Annotated in this window: 21 protein-coding genes and 1 riboswitch; of the genes, 15 read left to right on the forward strand and 6 right to left on the reverse strand. The window is 35.4% G+C overall.

Translation table 11 applies throughout. From position 1 onward, the window contains the following. The first annotated feature begins 97 nt into the window (after positions 1 to 97). The 4 genes from C564_RS34295 (at position 98) to C564_RS0102570 (ending at position 3,919) form a co-directional block, all read left to right on the forward strand. Complete coding sequence (locus tag C564_RS34295; RefSeq protein WP_006094338.1) at positions 98 to 238, forward strand: FbpB family small basic protein; 141 nt, start codon at positions 98 to 100, stop codon at positions 236 to 238. A 111-nt stretch (positions 239 to 349) separates the two neighbouring features. Beyond that, a complete protein-coding gene (locus tag C564_RS0102560) occupies positions 350 to 601 on the forward strand; it encodes a hypothetical protein (protein ID WP_018764318.1) in 252 nt (83 codons plus the stop codon). Positions 602 to 867: 266 nt separating this feature from the next. Further along, on the forward strand, positions 868 to 2,847 hold the full coding sequence (locus C564_RS0102565) for an acetoacetate--CoA ligase (RefSeq protein WP_018764319.1): 1,980 nt from the start codon (positions 868 to 870) through the stop codon (positions 2,845 to 2,847). Between the two features lie 220 nt (positions 2,848 to 3,067). Next, positions 3,068 to 3,919, forward strand: a complete 852-nt coding sequence (locus C564_RS0102570; RefSeq protein ID WP_018764320.1) for a GNAT family N-acetyltransferase — start codon at positions 3,068 to 3,070, stop codon at positions 3,917 to 3,919. 400 nt (positions 3,920 to 4,319) lie between these two features. Here the strand turns inward: C564_RS0102570 and C564_RS0102575 are convergent, their stop codons facing one another. After that, positions 4,320 to 4,880: a cysteine hydrolase family protein gene (locus tag C564_RS0102575; RefSeq protein ID WP_018764321.1), complete on the reverse strand. Its 561-nt coding sequence runs from the start codon at positions 4,878 to 4,880 to the stop codon at positions 4,320 to 4,322. 374 nt (positions 4,881 to 5,254) lie between these two features. Between C564_RS0102575 and C564_RS0102580 the strand changes: the two genes are divergently transcribed. Beyond that, positions 5,255 to 5,515, forward strand: coding sequence for a DUF6123 family protein (locus C564_RS0102580; RefSeq protein WP_018764322.1), 261 nt, complete (start codon positions 5,255 to 5,257; stop codon positions 5,513 to 5,515). A 2-nt stretch (positions 5,516 to 5,517) separates the two neighbouring features. Here the strand turns inward: C564_RS0102580 and C564_RS0102585 are convergent, their stop codons facing one another. From C564_RS0102585 to C564_RS0102595, 3 genes are all read right to left on the reverse strand, one after another. Further along, entirely contained in the window at positions 5,518 to 6,423 is a 906-nt protein-coding gene (locus tag C564_RS0102585) for a DMT family transporter (protein ID WP_018764323.1), read from the reverse strand. A 13-nt stretch (positions 6,424 to 6,436) separates the two neighbouring features. After that, a complete protein-coding gene (locus C564_RS0102590; protein ID WP_003196481.1) occupies positions 6,437 to 6,823 on the reverse strand; it encodes a reverse transcriptase-like protein in 387 nt (128 codons plus the stop codon). A 95-nt stretch (positions 6,824 to 6,918) separates the two neighbouring features. Then, the gene (locus tag C564_RS0102595) at positions 6,919 to 7,791 is read right to left on the reverse strand and encodes an aldose 1-epimerase family protein (RefSeq protein WP_018764324.1); all 873 of its coding nucleotides are present in this window, start codon (positions 7,789 to 7,791) and stop codon (positions 6,919 to 6,921) included. A gap of 131 nt (positions 7,792 to 7,922) precedes the next feature. Further along, a riboswitch (PreQ1 riboswitch) is annotated at positions 7,923 to 7,967 on the forward strand. A 6-nt stretch (positions 7,968 to 7,973) separates the two neighbouring features. Between C564_RS0102595 and C564_RS0102600 the strand changes: the two genes are divergently transcribed. The 3 genes from C564_RS0102600 (at position 7,974) to C564_RS34305 (ending at position 9,978) form a co-directional block, all read left to right on the forward strand. Beyond that, on the forward strand, positions 7,974 to 8,459 hold the full coding sequence (locus C564_RS0102600) for a QueT transporter family protein (RefSeq protein WP_003196485.1): 486 nt from the start codon (positions 7,974 to 7,976) through the stop codon (positions 8,457 to 8,459). A 670-nt stretch (positions 8,460 to 9,129) separates the two neighbouring features. Further along, positions 9,130 to 9,789 carry a ribonuclease H family protein gene (locus tag C564_RS0102605; protein ID WP_006094345.1) on the forward strand — a complete coding sequence of 220 codons (660 nt, stop codon included), beginning with the start codon at positions 9,130 to 9,132 and terminating at the stop codon, positions 9,787 to 9,789. Between the two features lie 12 nt (positions 9,790 to 9,801). Next, positions 9,802 to 9,978, forward strand: coding sequence for a zinc-finger domain-containing protein (locus C564_RS34305; RefSeq protein ID WP_003196489.1), 177 nt, complete (start codon positions 9,802 to 9,804; stop codon positions 9,976 to 9,978). 31 nt (positions 9,979 to 10,009) lie between these two features. Here C564_RS34305 and C564_RS0102615 read toward each other — a convergent pair whose 3' ends face one another. Then, a complete protein-coding gene (locus C564_RS0102615; protein ID WP_003206638.1) occupies positions 10,010 to 10,258 on the reverse strand; it encodes a DUF2564 family protein in 249 nt (82 codons plus the stop codon). A gap of 120 nt (positions 10,259 to 10,378) precedes the next feature. Further along, on the reverse strand, positions 10,379 to 10,576 hold the full coding sequence (cspB, locus tag C564_RS0102620; protein ID WP_003196492.1) for a cold shock-like protein CspB: 198 nt from the start codon (positions 10,574 to 10,576) through the stop codon (positions 10,379 to 10,381). A gap of 270 nt (positions 10,577 to 10,846) precedes the next feature. Here cspB and C564_RS0102625 point away from each other — a divergent pair, with 270 nt between their 5' ends. The 7 genes from C564_RS0102625 (at position 10,847) to C564_RS0102655 (ending at position 17,002) form a co-directional block, all read left to right on the forward strand. Next, entirely contained in the window at positions 10,847 to 11,575 is a 729-nt protein-coding gene (locus C564_RS0102625; RefSeq protein WP_018764325.1) for a YqcI/YcgG family protein, read from the forward strand. Between the two features lie 141 nt (positions 11,576 to 11,716). Further along, entirely contained in the window at positions 11,717 to 12,349 is a 633-nt protein-coding gene (locus tag C564_RS0102630) for a LysE family transporter (protein WP_018764326.1), read from the forward strand. Between the two features lie 19 nt (positions 12,350 to 12,368). After that, positions 12,369 to 12,662: a hypothetical protein gene (locus C564_RS0102635; protein WP_018764327.1), complete on the forward strand. Its 294-nt coding sequence runs from the start codon at positions 12,369 to 12,371 to the stop codon at positions 12,660 to 12,662. A gap of 83 nt (positions 12,663 to 12,745) precedes the next feature. Further along, positions 12,746 to 13,375 carry a sterol desaturase family protein gene (locus tag C564_RS0102640; protein ID WP_018764328.1) on the forward strand — a complete coding sequence of 210 codons (630 nt, stop codon included), beginning with the start codon at positions 12,746 to 12,748 and terminating at the stop codon, positions 13,373 to 13,375. Between the two features lie 192 nt (positions 13,376 to 13,567). Further along, a complete protein-coding gene (locus C564_RS0102645; protein WP_018764329.1) occupies positions 13,568 to 13,906 on the forward strand; it encodes a DUF485 domain-containing protein in 339 nt (112 codons plus the stop codon). Positions 13,907 to 13,908: 2 nt separating this feature from the next. Beyond that, a complete protein-coding gene (locus C564_RS0102650) occupies positions 13,909 to 15,459 on the forward strand; it encodes a solute symporter family protein (RefSeq protein WP_003196504.1) in 1,551 nt (516 codons plus the stop codon). A 190-nt stretch (positions 15,460 to 15,649) separates the two neighbouring features. After that, positions 15,650 to 17,002 carry an aspartate aminotransferase family protein gene (locus C564_RS0102655; RefSeq protein WP_018764330.1) on the forward strand — a complete coding sequence of 451 codons (1,353 nt, stop codon included), beginning with the start codon at positions 15,650 to 15,652 and terminating at the stop codon, positions 17,000 to 17,002. Positions 17,003 to 17,008: the final 6 nt, after the last annotated feature.

Genomic DNA, 17,008 nt, shown 5'->3' on the forward strand with positions numbered 1-17,008 from the left:
CGAATCTTTTATTATAAGACTACACAGATAATTACTTATCTTTTATATAAATGATCCTTTGATAAGTTATTTGTAATAGTGAAGGAGGAAATTAAATATGCGAAAAAAAATACGAAAATCATTTAAACAATTATTGATAGAGAATAAACAATTATTATTAAGCGATAAAGAGAATATAAGAGAAATAGAAGAAAAAATCGAAAAAAGGCATGTATCATATCGTGTATCAAGTAACTGAATAAGATAAAAAAATTATGTAAAATCCCTTCATTTATGGTTCGAAGGGGTTTTATTTATATATGGATCATACTTAAGAGCGGGGGGGTAACGGAGAAAGAAGGGGAATGAAATGAGTGAGTTAATAGAAAAGGTGGCGTTACAATTAATTCTTTCTGTTCCATCAAAAAAACAAAGGATTGTTAACGAAAAATTCAAGTTACTAAGAAAACAAAAGTGGTTTCAAGATAAATATGATACCATTGTGATGTTTCAACCAGAGGTAAGAGAGTGTATTATGAAATACGATATTGAAAAGATGTTAAAAAGTGATTTAGAAATTATGATATTTCAGAAAGAATTGAATGGAATATTGATAAAGTAATTTGTTATCCCGCTATTCGCGGGCAGTAAGACCCCCACCTCAAAATTCAGCGAAAGCAAAGAAGTTAGGTGGGGGATTAACTGCGCGCAAATGCCTGATTGGTGAAGGCTAATAATCAGTGGGGGATGAAGAAGTCCCCTTCTGATTAAAGTTTCATTTTATTAAATCACGAACTCTCCCTTCTGAAAAAAGGTTTTTTAAGAGCATACGCTGTATATAGTTATTATTTACTTCTTAAAAAAAATGATAGCTAAGGAGGAATAATAATGAAAGCGATTACTGAAGGTGTGCTGTTATGGGAGCCATCACAGCAACAAATAGAAGGCTCAGGTGTCAGTCTTTTCATGAAATGGCTCAAACAAGAGAAGGGGCTATCTTTTGGAAATCAAAAGGAACTATGGAAATGGTCTGTTGAAGAACTTGAAGCGTTCTGGGAAAGTATTTGGAATTATTGCCAAGTTATTTCTACTACACCGTATCATCAAGTTTTAGAATCAAGAAAGATGCCCGGGGCAAAATGGTTCCCGGGTGCTACTTTAAATTATGCGGAACATATTTTTCGAAATGCAAGAAAAAATAAACCGGCAGTAATTTTTCAATCAGAAACCACTCCGAGAACAGAATTAAGCTGGAAAGAACTTCAGGAAAAGACAGCGATGGTGGCCAATTCTCTAAAGGAATTAGGGGTTAAACCAGGAGATCGTGTTGTGGCTTATATGCCTAACGTTCCTGAAACTATAATTGCTTTTTTAGCATGTGCCAGCATTGGAGCGGTTTGGTCCAGCTGTTCTCCTGATTTCGGGACAAATACTGTTATTGATCGATTTAAACAAATTGAACCGACAATTTTATTTGCAGTCGACGGGTATTCCTATAATAGTAAAATTCAGAATAGAATAACAAATGTTTCGGAAATTCAATCGAGCCTACCTACCTTAAAGCAGACAGTTTTAATCCCTTATGTTGGCAGTAATGATTCTGAATTGAATAATCGTACAATGTATTGGAATGACCTATTGCGAGGAGATTGTGATCTTGTGTTCGAAAAGGTCCCATTTGATCATCCTCTTTGGATTTTATTTTCTTCTGGAACGACAGGGTTGCCAAAGCCAATTGTACAAAGTCAAGGTGGAATATTATTAGAACAGCTTAAGACATTATTAGTTGAGCAAGGTGTTAACCGAGATGATGTGTTTTTTTGGTTTACAACGACAGGGTGGATGATGTGGAATCTTTTAGTGGGTGGTCTTTTAGCTGGAGGTACAATTGTTTTATATGACGGCAGTCCATCTTATCCTAGTATACATAGATTATGGGATCTTGCCGAAGAAGTTGGTGTGACTTTCTTTGGTACAAGTGCCGGTTTCCTAAGTGCATGTATGAAATTTGGGATTAAGCCGAAAGAAAGAAACAGTTTTTCTAAGTTAAAGGCTATTTGTTCAACTGGTTCACCTCTACCTGTGGAAGGGTTTTTATGGGTATATGAAAATGTGAAAACAGATGTATGGCTTGTTTCGACCAGTGGAGGAACTGATGTATGTACTGCATTTGTTGGTGGCTCTCCTATATTGCCTGTTTACGCAGGTGAAATACAAACTCGTTCTTTAGGTGCAAACGTACAATCATTTGATGATGAAGGGAATTCGATTACTAATGAAGTTGGAGAGTTGGTTATAACTTCTCCAATGCCATCTATGCCTATATATTTATGGGGAGATGACAATAATAAGCGTTATCTTGAAAGTTATTTTGAGATGTATCCAGGGATTTGGAGACATGGTGATTGGATTAAATTTGATGATAAAGGCAGCTGTGTCATTTTCGGGCGATCAGACTCTACGATCAATCGGCTAGGGGTACGTCTAGGGACGAGCGAAATCTATCGTGTAGTTGAGTCCCTGGATGCCATTATAGAGAGTTTAGTAGTGGATTTAGAGCTCCTTGGACGTAGATCATTTATGCCGCTATTTGTGGTATTAAAACCTGAAGTAAATATGAGTGATAACTTAAAAGAAACAATAAGAGCTGAAATAAAACGAAAAGTTTCGCCTCGGTTTGCCCCTGACGAAATTTACGTAGTAGAGCAAATTCCGAAAACATTGAGTGGGAAAAAACTAGAAGTCCCAATTCGCAAAATTCTATTAGGATTTCCGGCAGAAAAGGTAGTCAATCAAGGTTCCATGGCGAATCCTGAATCATTAAGCTTTTTTATGGATTTAGCACGAATTATCAATAAGCAAGAATAATAGAGTTCTTCCTTATTTATCCTGCTATTCGTGGGCAGTAAGATCTCCACCTCAAGATTCAAAGAAAAACGAGGAAGGTAGGTGGGGATCGGGCTGCCCGTAAAAAAACGATTGGTGAGGGCTAATAATCAGTGGTGGATGAAGAAAACCCCCACTGATTAAAGTTTCAAAGGAGTTGTATTGAGACATTCATTTATGGAATATAGAAGGAGGATAGATAGTGATTGCAATAGAGAGAATTCAGGAAAATGATATACCGCATCTTATAAATTTATCTGAATCAGTTGGATGGGATTATAGCTCAGAAGAAATTAAAACAATTGTTAATTCTGGAATTATATATGGTGGGAAAAATAAGCAAGGTGAAATAATCGCTAGTGCAGCTATCATCCTATATGGAGAGAAACTAGCATCTATTGGTATGGTTATTGTACATCCTCAGTATAAAGGAAAGGGGATTGGAAGAAAAATTACAGAGGCTTGTATAAGAAGTGTTTCAGAAAAGACATCGATTATGCTTATTGCTACAGAAGAAGGAAGACCTTTATATGAGAGATTAGGTTTTCAAGTGGTTAGTCATGTTTCAAAGTATATATGTAATCAGTATGTAACTCCTAAAGATTACGATAGAAATGAGCAACATATTTTTATGGATTATGATAAGGGAGATAGTAATGGGATTGTGAAGTTAGATGAAGCCGCTTTCGGGGTAAATAGAAGTAATTTTATACAGAGAAGAATTGAACAATCTGAGCAATGTATAGTTGTAAAAGACAAAGAAAATTATATTGTGGGATATGGAATGAGCGTACAAACTCCAGAAAATAGAATTATAGGACCAATTGTCGCGCCGAATGATCATATCGCAACTACAATTGTTCATCATTTGGCAAAAGATTATAAAGGAAAGCTTAGAATTGATGTACCAGAAGGAAAAGAATTTTTTATGACAGTGCTCGAGACAGTTGGATTTCAAAAGGTAAATCAACCACCAATTATGTTGAAAAACAGCACTCAATTTTTGAAAAGAAATGGTGAATTATATGGAATTGCTGCACAGATATTTGGATGAAAAAGATTCCTTGTGAACTACCCGCCACTTAAATTCTAACGAATTTTGAAGTGGGGCTTCTCAGTTCCACGACGAAAGCAAACTTTCGTCTCCCTGAGCGTTACTTCGGGTTATTCCACCCCTAGATGTCCAACGCTTGGACGTTCTTTTTTACGGTTGATATTTTACGCAGGAACCGAACGGCTTGGTTTTCGCACTTTGTTTTCTTCCTGCAACCTTATATATCAAGTTATCAAAGAACTTCATGTGTCTAGTTTATCAAAAATCTTTTTGCTATGCCAAACCGAAATTCATCTCCCACCTAGCGTTGGGCTATCGCCCTACACACGCTTGAAGAAGGAGAATTCTTTCGGATAGAGTGTTAAAAAAGGAATCTTTTAAATTTATAAATGTGATTTTTCTATTCTCGATATTGATTATGAATAGGGGAAAATAGATCTTCTTCGATATCTCTAACAACAGAAAAATGATCCACATTATAATGACCATGTAGTGTTTTATTATGATGTTCAATAATTTTTTTGGCTGATAAAATCGTAGAATCATTCGTGGAATGCCCATTTTTAATTAAAGTGACATCAAATCCCTGTACAGTTGCTGTTCTAACGGCAGTATCAATACAATGCTCTGTTTTGCAGCCGCCTATAACGAGATGACCAATTTCTTTCTCTTTTAAAATGGCATGTAAAGAGGTGTTATAAAATGAATTGGTTGCTTGTTTGTCTATGATTTGTGCTGCATGCGGAATTCTGAGTTCCTCATGTACTTGAAATCCTTTCCCCATACCAGAAGCAACATCAGTATCTCTGACGAAAATAATAAGAGCATTGGATTGAATTGCTTTTTGAATGGCTATATTTATGTTCGTTAATAATTGCTCTTTATGAAATACTGCAGATTCTTGCTCGTTTCCATCAATAAGTTCTTGTTGAGCATCAATAATTAATAGAGCTTGTTTCATTATATTTCTCCTTTTTATTTCGTGATTTGTAGGTAATAAGTTTGTCTCGATGTTTAGAATATAGATAGAGAGACAGGTACGGAATAAAGAAAATTCCCGTTGATTAAAGTTACACTTTATTTATTTCGTGATGCTGTACATGAATCCTTTTTATATAAGGGAATTATTTCATTTTCTTTATTGATCTTCACATCATGTAATACCTTACAATATAACCAAGGAGAGAAAGTGAAAATTAGTGAAGTATTTAGTGTTGTTTTTATCTTTTAGGAAATCAAGAAATCTAAGAGAGATTGTCAAAGAAAATTCATTCTCATAAAGCCTAAAAAAATGTATGATAGGAAGTGGAGAATTTTTTGGTAGGTGGGAACAGCATGCAAACGGTACAAGAATATCTTTCATTCTTACACACAAAAGGATTTAAATTATCAGAGGACGCACAAGGGTTTATTATGTTTGGTCAAGGGTATACTGGTGCGTCGGATGGGATTGTGAATGCAGCGATTGAGGCAACAATTAAACATCAATTACAATTTGATGGTAGTTATTTTATCGCTTTATTGGAGCGTTTGAAGGAAGAGAAAATTACTGATAAAAAAAGCGCAAAGGCTTTTATGTGGACGTTACAAGCGTAACATCACGCAGCCTGCGCTTCTTTTTTTGCTTTTGAAGGAAGTTCAACGAAGATCATGCCTAAGAAAATACAAAGGCAACCAAGTACTGTGGGAATAGAAAGTTGTTCGTTTGCGACAAGAACACCTGTTAATGCAGCAAAGACAGGTTCCATTGCGAAAATAATGGCAACTCTTGTTGGAGAGGTGTGTTTTTGCGCAGCTGTTTGAATAAAAAAAGCGATGGATGTTGCGAACACGGATGTTGCAAGTAGAGCAAATAAAAAAGCAGAATTCGTCCATAAAGAGATTGAAAATAACTTTTTCCAGTCCTCGAATAAAAAAGCGCAGATAGAAGAGAAAATTCCAACAGATAATACTTGAGATGTGCTTAATAATAAAGGGGATATTTTTTTAGAAAAGACTCCGTTAATGAGAATATGAGCTGCAAAAGCAATTGCACAGCCGAGAACAAGTATATCACCAATATTCAATTGAAATGAATCACCAGCGGTTAGTAAATATAAGCCTGCTGTTGCAGCAGTAATGCCAAGTATGATAAAAGGTGTAACTCTTTGTTTTAAAAAGATAAATGAAAGAATCGAAACCATAACAATGCTGAGTCCAGTTAAAAATCCTGCTTTAGAAGAAGTGGTATAGAGTAATCCAAATGTTTGTAATAAATAACCGATAAATAAGAAAAATCCGATAATTAAACCAGCAATGCTACTATGTTGAACTTCTTGTTTTGAAGTTTTTTTCGAGAATATAAATTGGACAAATAATAAAATGATTCCAGCAAATAAAAAGCGAACACCATTAAAAGTAAATGGCCCAACAAATGACATTGCATTTTGAACGACAACAAATGTGGCTCCCAAAATAAAGGAGACAAATAATAAAGCGAGAGGAGCAATCCATCCTTTTTTCACACTAAAACCCCCATTAATTTTGTAAAATGGCTTTTCTTGCTAATTCATCGGCAACTTTGTTTTGACTATTTGGAATCCACTTTATAAAGAAAAGATCAAAGCTTTTGATGTACGCTAGTGCTTCTTCTAAAAGTGGTGCATACGTTTTGTTTTTTGCATATTCTTTTTCTACAGCACGTTCAACAAGCTGTGAATCTGTGCGAAAAGATACAATGCTATAATTATGTTCCATGCAATATTTTAATGCGACCAGTAATGCATGATATTCAGCTTCATGGTTGGACATGATTCCAAGTGGCAGTGATAATTGCACAGGTGGCTGCACACCTTTAATAAAAACCCCAGCACCAGAAGGACCTGGATTTCCCTTTGATGCACCATCAATATATACTTCAATCAAAATTGAATACCTCCATTATTATATAGCGTTAGCTGATAGTAATCACCCCGCCTAAAAACTTCTAGGGGCGGGGGATAGAATATGAAAAATGCACTTTATCCAATTGTAATGCTGTAGCGACATGTAAACGTTTCATTTGCTTGTAAGGATTGTACGCCTTTTTTCTCTTTGAAATCTTTAGCTGGTTCTACTTCATCAGCAATTCCATACCACGGTTCGATACATAAGAAAGGAGCGTCATTTCCTAGTGTCCACACACCAACGAATGGGAAACCTTCAAATGCTACTTTTACAAACTTATTATGTTTATGAGAGCGAATGGAAATTTCATTTGTATTCATATTTTCAAAAATAAGGGCATCATTTTTGAATAAATCGTATGTAAGTGGTAATTCTGTCTTGTTTTCAACCATTAGTTGTTTTTCTTTTGAAAGAAATGGTCCTTTTAGAACATTTGTTTCTAAATGTTCAGGGCCATTAAATGATAAATGGTAATCTGTAAATGATTCACCTTCTATTAAAGGACAATTGAAGCCTGGATGTGCTCCGATAGAAAAGAACATTTCTTTTGAAGTAGGGTTGATAACTTCATAAGTAACATGTATATTTTGCTCGTCTAGTTCATAAGAAACACGTAACTCAAATTCGTACGGATATTTTTGTAAAGTTTCTTGATTACTAGTGACTGCATAAGTAATTTTTGTTTCACTTTGCTCTTTTACTGAAAATGTAAGATCGCGAGCGAAGCCGTGCTGTGTTAATGAATAAGGTTTACCATCTACATAATATATATTGTCCACTAATCTACCGACAATTGGGAATAAAATTGGTGCATGGCGCCCCCAATAGTTAGGATTTCCTTGCCACATATATTCTGTGTTGTCTTCTTTTAAGCGAACGCTTTGTAACTCTGCACCTTTTTCAGAGATGGAAACGATCACTTTTTCATTTTGAATTGTTGCTGTCATGAAGTGAAACCTCCTAAATCTTTCATATTCTTTATTATACGTGGTCTATAAGAAAAAGGGTAGTGGATGGTAGGAATCTATTGACGAATGGTTTGCTATTGCGTACAATATAAAATTGTTGTTTAAAAACGAATCACGTGGTTCGAAACCATCCCACGTAAAAAAACTAAGGAGATTTTGTCATGAATATAAAAACATTAGTTGGTAATGGTATTTTAGCAGCATTATATATTGCTGTTTCAGCACTTATTCAGCCGTTTGGCTTTACGAATGTACAATTTCGTATTTCGGAGATGTTTAATCATCTCGTTGTATTTAATAAGAAATCAATTTATGGAATTGTCTTAGGGGTATTTTTAACAAATCTCTTTTTCTCACCTATGATTGCGTATGATTTAGTATTTGGAGTGGGGCAATCCATTCTTGCACTTCTTGCTACTATTATTTCCATGCGTTTTATTAAGGGTGTTTGGGCGCGCATGATTTTTAATACAGTTATCTTTACAGTTACAATGTTTATGATAGCGATTGAACTTCATCTTGCATTCGATCTGCCATTTTTATTTACATGGCTTACATGTGCAGCTGGTGAATTTGTCGTGATGGCAATTGGTATGCCTGTTATGTATTGGATTAATAAACGAGTGCAGTTTGAAAAGGTGATGTAATAAATAAAGAGGCTGAACCAAATCGAAAGGATTGGGTAGCCTCTTTATTTGTATATAAGTAAGTTCTCTCAGTATATCTAATAGCAGTAAAGAAACCGAGATTCAGAAAAAAATTGCATTTGTTGGATTAGGAACTTTAATGATTGTGATGTTAGAATTAATAGTTTTTTCATTACTATAACACGTGTCTGAATTTTCTTTTTTGTTTTCGAAGAGGATAAGGGCTAAATCTAAGTTAGTATTTCTATAAGTAATCGCTTTATCCCGATTTGTGAGGACTGATTAAAGTTTCATTTTATCCAGCATTAACGGACAGTAAGACCCCTACCTCAAGATTCAGAGAGAAATGAGGAAGATAGGTGGGGGATAACTGCTCGTAAAAGCCCGATTGGTTCAACTAGCCATCAGTGGGGGATGAAGAAAAACCCCACTGATGGAAGTTTCACTTTATCTCAAAATTTTGAGGAGTTCAAAGGACTTTGATGGAGGATGAAGCCCTTCTAATCATACAGACGCTCCTCTTTCTTGTGAGTTAGGAGAGCAGTCTAAGTTAAGTTCAGATAATGGTAGTTACTTACAATATGATTTGATTCATTCGCATATAATACTGTGACTCTTGGTAAAATATAATAAAATAAAAATATGAAGTCTTATATAAGGGGAAAATAGTATGAAGTATAAAATGAATTGGTTGTATAAAACAAAACATGGTCTTCAAACAGAATTAATAACAGATTATATGAGTATGGAAGAAGCTCTCCAATTTGCAGTGGATTTTGAGAAAACGGGAAGAGTAAAAGAACTCGTATTTTACGATGAAATGGGCGCGGAATGGACGCTGAAAGAAATGAAAAAATTGAGTAAACAAGTGGAAGAAGATCCGCAAGAAATTCGCATTTACTTTGATGGAGGGTATGACATCGAAACGAAAGAGGCGGGACTTGGAATATGCGTGTACTATAAAAAAGGGAAAAAAGTGTATCGTGTTCGTCGAAATGCTTACATAGAAGGTATATATGATAATAATGAGGCAGAGTATGCAGCGTTATTATATGGAATGGATGTATTAGAAGAATTAGGAATCAAATATGAATCAGTTACGCTTCATGGTGATTCTCAAGTCGTACTTCAGCAATTAGCTGGACAGTGGCCATGCTATGATGAACATTTGAATCACTATTTAGATCAAATTGAACAAAAAGCAAAGCAAATGAAATTGAAGCTTGTCTGTGAGCCAGTAACAAGAAAACAAAATAAAGAAGCACATCAATTGGCCGCGCAAGCATTGGAAGGGACACCGATCGATAGTCATAAGGAAGTAACAGAATAGAGAGGTGCACTGGTGAATAAGAAGCAGCTCATTATAGAGGTAAATGATTTATTAGAGACGTATTGTGAAGGATGTTTTTTACAAGAACACTATAGAAAAACACAAAGTAAGTACTATGCCCATTCTTTTTGTATTCGGCAATGCACAGTGGGAGCGAAGTTAAAAGAATATGGCAATCAATTATCATAAAAAACATCCAGAGGTATCTCTGGATGTTTTTTTAATGCTTAGCTTCTTTCAATTGGTGTTCGCATAGGCTTAGTTTTTTTTCTTCATTCATTAAGAAAGGCTCGTCTAAATCTGTTGCAACAGATTTCATTGTTTCAAGCTGAGAGCGTGCAGATTCTACTGCAGTTGTCGCATGCTGCAGTGATTCAGGATCCATTGTAATTGTTGCAGAACCTACCATTTTTTGTGCTGTTTCTACGCGGAATTTTACTTCTTCAAAATCATTTACATGTGAACCCATTGTCGATTCCTCCTTTGTATTCTGTCACATTTCACATAGTTTTTACTCTGCAAAAAGGAAATATACAAAGGAATAACAAAGGAGGTTACCAAATAAGGTAACCTCCTGTTATATGTTGGATTAAAGTTTTACTACGTTAGCAGCTTGTGGTCCACGGTTTCCTTCAACGATGTCGAAAGATACTTCTTGACCTTCTTCTAAAGCTTTGTAGCCTTCGCCTTGAATAGCTGTGAAATGTACGAATACATCGTCAGCACCTTCAATTTCGATAAATCCAAAACCTTTTTCGTTGTTAAACCATTTTACTTTTCCTTGCATGTTACAATTCCTCCTAAAAAACGATTACTTTTTCATTTAGTGAAGTTCATTTGAAATATTTGCGAATCCATAAAACTGAAAATGCTATATTATCGAATATTCTGCTAAATGATATTTTAAATATACACGAAATGGTAGATTTTAGTCAAGTAAGCGGTTTTATATTTTTGTATTTTCAAATAATTTTTTTACACAAGTTTTTAAAATGGTATAGGACAACTTTTATTCTTAATATGCTTAAATGAATGCTGTACATAATGAGGTGAGAGAATGAGTAAGTCTTATTTGTTAGATAATCAAGAAATTAAAACTAGGAGTGATATACCAAGTTGGGTTTCAAAAGAATTTGAGAATTTTTCTAATGTTGTATTAGAGCCAACTTTTCCGTGCTATTTTGGCTTAACGGCCTTAAAGAAAAATGAACTTCGTTACTCGTTTTTATCTCAGGATGATTGGAGTCATTTACCCAAGACTCTGTTTTCTTTTTTACAGTTAATGAATGAGCGACCAGTTGTAAGAAGAGGTTTTTTTCTTTTTGTTGAGCCAGAGTGTGAAGAAAGATCGCTCGAATATTACCGCATATACTTTTGGAGAGTGCTACAATATTTACATGAAAAGGATGAACAGCCATGGCCAGAGCAAATTCCAAAAAATCCAGATCATTACTTATGGGAATTTTCATTTGGTGGGGAGCCGATGTTTGCATTTGGGAATGCTCCTGCCTATAAACAGAGAAAAACGAGGCATTTAGGAAATTCGCTCATTATAGGATTTCAGCCACGGATCATATTTGATGGATTAGAAGGAGATCGACTGAAAGGGGCATATTCCAGACAAACGGTTAGAGAACGAGTGGAAAAGTGGGATCAGCTGCCGAAACATCCCAATATTAGTCACTATGGTGATCCGAATCATCAGGAATGGAAACAATATTTTATTGGAGATGACATCGAACCAATCGAAGGGAAATGTCCATTTCATCATAAAGTACTAAAATGAAAGCCATCATTAAGGATGGCTTTTTTGCATATTTTGGATAAAAAAGGGCATTTTATATATGTATATTTTTTATAAAAGTTAGTCTATTTTTAGTACTGTTTACATTAGCTAATAGTAAAATGATATAGAAAGGATAGAGCGATGTTTGGAGCAATTATACAGCAATTTATACTAGGAATTTCACTAGCGGCACCAGTAGGGCCAATTAATATTGAAATGTTAAAAAGAGGGATCGAACGTGGGTTTTGGCATGCTTGGCTTGTTGGGATAGGAGGCATGAGTGCAGATATTTTATTTATGCTGCTTATTTACTTTGGATTATCTTCTGTATTTATGTATACATATGTACAAGCATTTATGTATTGTATAGGTTTTTTCTTATTGTTTTATTTAGGATTTCAAAGTGTAAAACAAGGAATTTTACATTCAAATATGGAATATAAACAAGAAGAGGTAGGTGGACTTCGTCAATCCTTTATGGCAGGGTTTTTAATTGCGGTATCTAATCCGTTAAATCTTGTCTTTTGGTTTGGTGTATATGGGAGTACGCTTAATTCACTGCTCACGAAAGTAACAAAACAAGAGGCCTTTTTATATAGTCTTTGCATAATTGGTGGCATTATTTTATGGAATTTAAATATTGCCTTTTCTGTTCATTTTGGACGCACAGTACTTAAACCAAAGGTACTCGGTTATATTACAGCGGGAGCTGGTTTTATCTTAGTCGGGTATTCGATTCATTTTGCGTATAAAGCTTTACAGTTGTTCATATAAGATTGAAGGGGAGATTTTTATGTATCGAACCACAGTTAATGGAAAAGAAATTATCATTACATTAGCACCAAAAATTCGAAAAGAAATAACGGATAGGGACCCTTTATATGAGGCCGTTCTTCAAACTGTTGAAAGACTACTTCAAACAAAGCAGCTAACATTTGCTGTAAATCATGCAATACTGGGACTGATTATTGGAGAGGTACAGGGAGGTGAAGTAACTGTCTTTGCAGTTGAACACATTATACCGAAACAAAATATATTTGGTTCGCAAAATTTTTTCTCTACAATAGAACAGCGAGCAAATTTGTGAGTAAAAGAGAATAAGATAGATAGAATGAAAACAGTCGTAACGATATGTTATGGCTGTTTTTTCTAAGAAAGGGGAGAGGATGAATGAAAAGGGTGATGAAGGAGTTCTTTTTCCAACATGATATTGTGATTATGTTTGGAGTATTTATATTGTTTATCATTATTTTGAAAATGCAATTATTTACAGGGGTGGCGATTTTATCATGTCTTGCGGGAATCGTTTTTTATACAATCAATGAGTATATAACACATCGGTTTTTATTTCATATGAAACCTCCTAAAAATCCATTTTTACTAAAAATGTTAAAGAGATTACATTATGATCACCATGTGTACCCGGATGATTTAAAGCTATTATTTTTACCAGTATGGTATAGCATGACAGGATTTGCAATTTATTTGTTCATTCTGTATGGACTTACAAGTAATATAACGATTACATTTTCATTTGGAATTGGGATGATTGTCATGTTGCTCGTCTATGAATGGAAACATTATATAGCGCATAGACCAATCCGTCCTTTGACTGGTTTTGGTAGATGGCTAAAAAAACAACATATTTTGCATCATTATAAAAATGAAAATTATTGGTTTGGTGTGTCGAATCCAGTTTATGATTTCTTATTTGGAACTTATAAAAACGGAAAAGATGTTGAATTAAGTAGGACGGCACGTAACTTAGAAAAAGAGAAGGACAAGAAAGTGGTGCGATAAGCACTTCTTTTTATTTTAAAAAAATATATTAAAAAATTGGGAAAATATGACGAAAAATGTCTATCGAAAAATCTTTGCAGAGGAGAAGAGATTGTCTAAAATAAATGTAAGTTTCTGAATATTTATAAAATTCGGTTTTTGGTTTATGAGGGGGAATTTTATTTAAGGGTTGAAGGAAAGGGGAGAGGACAAATGAAACGAGAGAGTTCAGCACGTAAGTTGCAAAGTGAGGTAAATTATACAGAAGTCGTCCAGTCAGCGGAATTTCAAGCATTGCTAGAAAAGAAGCGAAAGTTTATTGTTCCGATGAGCATTTTCTTTTTAAGCTTTTTTATTGCTCTGCCGCTTTTGACTTCTTATTCAAAAGTGTTGAATACACCAGCGTTTGGAGATGTTACATGGGCGTGGATCTTTGCTTTTACACAATTTGTTATGACGTGGTCGTTATGTATGATGTATAACAAAAAAGCGGAATCGTTCGACAAGACTTCGCAAAAAATTCTTCAAGATATACAAAAAGGGAGGGGATAAATTTGAACGTAACGGCGTTTGCACTTTTTTTAATTATCGTTCTTGGTACGCTCGTCATTACATATTTTGCATCGAAAAAGACGAAAAATGCGAGCGAGTTTTATACGGCAGGAGGAGGCTTAACTGGGTGGCAAAATGGTTTGGCCATTGCGGGAGATTATATGTCAGCTGCTTCTTTTTTAGGGATTGCAGGGGCAATCGCATTAACTGGATTTGATGGTTTCTTTTATAGCATAGGCTTTCTTGTTGCCTATTTAGTTGTATTATATCTTGTTGCTGAACCGCTTAGAAACTTAGGGAAATATACATTAGCTGATATGATTGCAGCACGTTTTGATGCGAGAAAAGTGCGCGGAGTTGCAGCTTTAAATACGATGACGATTTCAATTTTCTATATGATTGCACAGCTTGTGGGAGCAGGAGCACTTATTAAATTATTATTAGGGATTGAATATACGACATCCGTTTTAATTGTTGGAACGTTAATGACGGTGTATGTGATTTTCGGAGGTATGACAGCGACGAGTTGGGTGCAAATTGTAAAAGCTGTCTTGCTAATGGCAGGGACATTTATTATTTCAGTAATTGTATTTGCTAAATTTAATTTTAGCGTGACAGAAATGTTTGCGCAGATGAAAACGGCAACACCTCTAAAAGAGGCATTTTTAAATCCAGGTGTGAAATATAAAAATGGATTAGATACGATTTCTTTAAATTTAGGTCTTGTTTTAGGGACAGCTGGTTTACCTCATATTCTTGTTCGCTTTTTCACTGTTCGTGACGCGAAAACAGCACGTCAGTCTGTTGTATATGCAACGTGGTTAATTGGTGCATTTTATATTATGACCATTTTCCTAGGTTTTGGTGCAGCTGCATTTGTAGGGAATGCTGCAATTATTCAGGCAAATCCAGCTGGTAATATGGCAGCACCTTTATTAGCAAAAGCACTTGGGGGAGATTTCTTATTTGCATTCGTTTCTGCAATTGCATTTGCGACGATTTTAGCCGTTGTAGCTGGTTTAGTTTTAACAGCCGCTTCAGCTTTCGCACATGATTTCTATAATGAAATTATTCGCCGAGGAAAATCAACAGAAAAAGAGCAGGTGTCCATGGCACGCTATGCATCAATTGGTGTAGCTGTATTATCTATTATTTTAGCGTTATTTGCTCAAACGTTAAATGTTGCGTTTCTAGTGTCGTTAGCATTTGCGGTTGCTGCAAGTGCTAACTTACCAGTGATTTTGTTTACAATTTATTGGAAACGCTTTAATACAACAGGAGCAATTTGTGGAATGGTTGTTGGGTTAGTATCAGCTATCGTATTAGTGGCACTAAGCCCGAATGTTTGGAATCCCGAAGCTGGGAAAGCAATCTTTGTTGGAAAAGCATTATTCCCTTATACAACACCTGGAATTATTTCTATTCCACTTGGATTTTTAGCAGCGTATTTAGGGACAATCTTTTCAAGTAAGAAAGAAGATGCAGCGAAGTTCGATGAAATCCTTGTTAAATCTAACACAGGTCATGGAGTTAGTGACGTGTCTGCGCATTAAGAAGAAAGAGAGCTTTCCAGTTGCTTGGAGAGCTCTTTTGTTTTGTAATGTTGCTTGAAAATATTACTCGGCAGTCGGTAGGATTTATTTTGTTCATGTGGAATGAAAATAAATAGGGAAAAGTTTTATCTCATCATGGCGCCAGTACAGCTTGGGAAAATATAAGTTGTTTTGGAAGGTGGAATGTATGATGAAAACGAAACAATCAGATGCATTATTAGTAAAGGATGAAAAGTATGTGTGGCATGGAATGCGTCCTTTTATTCCAAATAGTACAATGGTTGGGGCAAAAGCAGAAGGATGCTGGGTAGAAGATATAGAGGGGAAACGGTACTTAGATGGGATGAGTGGGCTTTGGTGTGTGAATAGTGGATATGGAAGAAAAGAGCTTGCTGAAGCAGCGTATGAGCAATTGCAAAAATTATCATATTTTCCAATGTCACAATCTCATGAACCTGCAATTCAGCTTGCTGAAAAGTTAAATGAATGGCTTGGAGGAGAGTATGTTATTTTCTTCTCTAACAGTGGATCGGAAGCGAATGAAACAGCATTTAAAGTTGCTCGTCAATATTATGCTCATAAGGGAGAGTCACACCGTTATAAATTTATGTCACGTTATCGTGGTTATCATGGAAATACAATGGCGACGATGGCAGCGACAGGACAGGCACAGCGGAGGTATCAGTATGAGCCATTTGCTTCTGGTTTTTTACATGTTACGCCACCAGATTGTTACCGAATGCCAGAGATTTCGTCACAAAATATTTATGATGTAGAGTGTGTGAAAGAAATTGATCGTGTTATGACGTGGGAACTAAGTGAAACGATAGCTGGATTGATTATGGAACCAATTATTACAGGCGGAGGAATTTTGATGCCCCCGCAAGATTATATGAAAGCTGTTCATGAGACGTGTCAAAAACATGGTGCATTGCTAATTAGTGACGAAGTAATTTGTGGTTTCGGTCGGACAGGAAAAGCGTTTGGTTTTATGAATTATGATGTAAAGCCTGACATTATTACAATGGCAAAAGGGATTACAAGTGCATACTTACCGTTATCAGCAACAGCAGTGAAGAAAGAGATTTATGAAGCATTTAAAGGAAAGGGAGAATATGAATTTTTCCGTCATATTAACACGTTTGGTGGCAATCCAGCAGCTTGTGCGTTAGCACTTAAAAACTTAGAGATTATGGAAAACGAAAATTTAATTGAGCGTTCTGCACAAATGGGATCGCTTTTATTAGAGCAATTAAAAGAAGAAATAGGAGATGATCATCCACTTGTTGGAGATATTAGAGGGAAAGGGTTGCTAGTTGGCATTGAGTTGGTAAATGACAAAGGAACAAAAGAACCAATTGATAATGATAAAATTACCAGTGTAGTGAATGCTTGTAAAGAAAAAGGATTAATCATTGGACGTAACGGAATGACAACAGCAGGCTATAATAATGTTTTAACGTTAGCACCGCCTCTTATTATTTCAAGTGAAGAAATTGCTTTTGTTGTCGGGACATTGAAGACAGCGATGGAACGTATTTAAAAAAAA

The sequence above is a fragment of the Bacillus sp. 105MF genome, assembly GCF_000374885.1.
In the GTDB taxonomy this organism is placed as follows: Bacteria; Bacillota; Bacilli; order Bacillales; family Bacillaceae_G; genus Bacillus_A; species Bacillus_A pseudomycoides.

Coding starts and splice junctions, on each gene's coding strand:
- C564_RS34295 (WP_006094338.1), top strand. CDS start 98: ATGCGAAAAAAAATACGAAAATCATTTAAACAATTATTGATAGAGAAT.
- C564_RS0102560 (WP_018764318.1), top strand. CDS start 350: ATGAGTGAGTTAATAGAAAAGGTGGCGTTACAATTAATTCTTTCTGTT.
- C564_RS0102565 (WP_018764319.1), top strand. CDS start 868: ATGAAAGCGATTACTGAAGGTGTGCTGTTATGGGAGCCATCACAGCAA.
- C564_RS0102575 (WP_018764321.1), bottom strand. CDS start 4,880: ATGAAACAAGCTCTATTAATTATTGATGCTCAACAAGAACTTATTGAT.
- C564_RS0102580 (WP_018764322.1), top strand. CDS start 5,255: ATGCAAACGGTACAAGAATATCTTTCATTCTTACACACAAAAGGATTT.
- C564_RS0102595 (WP_018764324.1), bottom strand. CDS start 7,791: ATGACAGCAACAATTCAAAATGAAAAAGTGATCGTTTCCATCTCTGAA.
- C564_RS0102600 (WP_003196485.1), top strand. CDS start 7,974: ATGAATATAAAAACATTAGTTGGTAATGGTATTTTAGCAGCATTATAT.
- C564_RS0102605 (WP_006094345.1), top strand. CDS start 9,130: ATGAAGTATAAAATGAATTGGTTGTATAAAACAAAACATGGTCTTCAA.
- C564_RS0102615 (WP_003206638.1), bottom strand. CDS start 10,258: ATGGGTTCACATGTAAATGATTTTGAAGAAGTAAAATTCCGCGTAGAA.
- cspB (WP_003196492.1), bottom strand. CDS start 10,576: ATGCAAGGAAAAGTAAAATGGTTTAACAACGAAAAAGGTTTTGGATTT.
- C564_RS0102625 (WP_018764325.1), top strand. CDS start 10,847: ATGAGTAAGTCTTATTTGTTAGATAATCAAGAAATTAAAACTAGGAGT.
- C564_RS0102630 (WP_018764326.1), top strand. CDS start 11,717: ATGTTTGGAGCAATTATACAGCAATTTATACTAGGAATTTCACTAGCG.
- C564_RS0102635 (WP_018764327.1), top strand. CDS start 12,369: ATGTATCGAACCACAGTTAATGGAAAAGAAATTATCATTACATTAGCA.
- C564_RS0102640 (WP_018764328.1), top strand. CDS start 12,746: ATGAAAAGGGTGATGAAGGAGTTCTTTTTCCAACATGATATTGTGATT.
- C564_RS0102645 (WP_018764329.1), top strand. CDS start 13,568: ATGAAACGAGAGAGTTCAGCACGTAAGTTGCAAAGTGAGGTAAATTAT.
- C564_RS0102655 (WP_018764330.1), top strand. CDS start 15,650: ATGAAAACGAAACAATCAGATGCATTATTAGTAAAGGATGAAAAGTAT.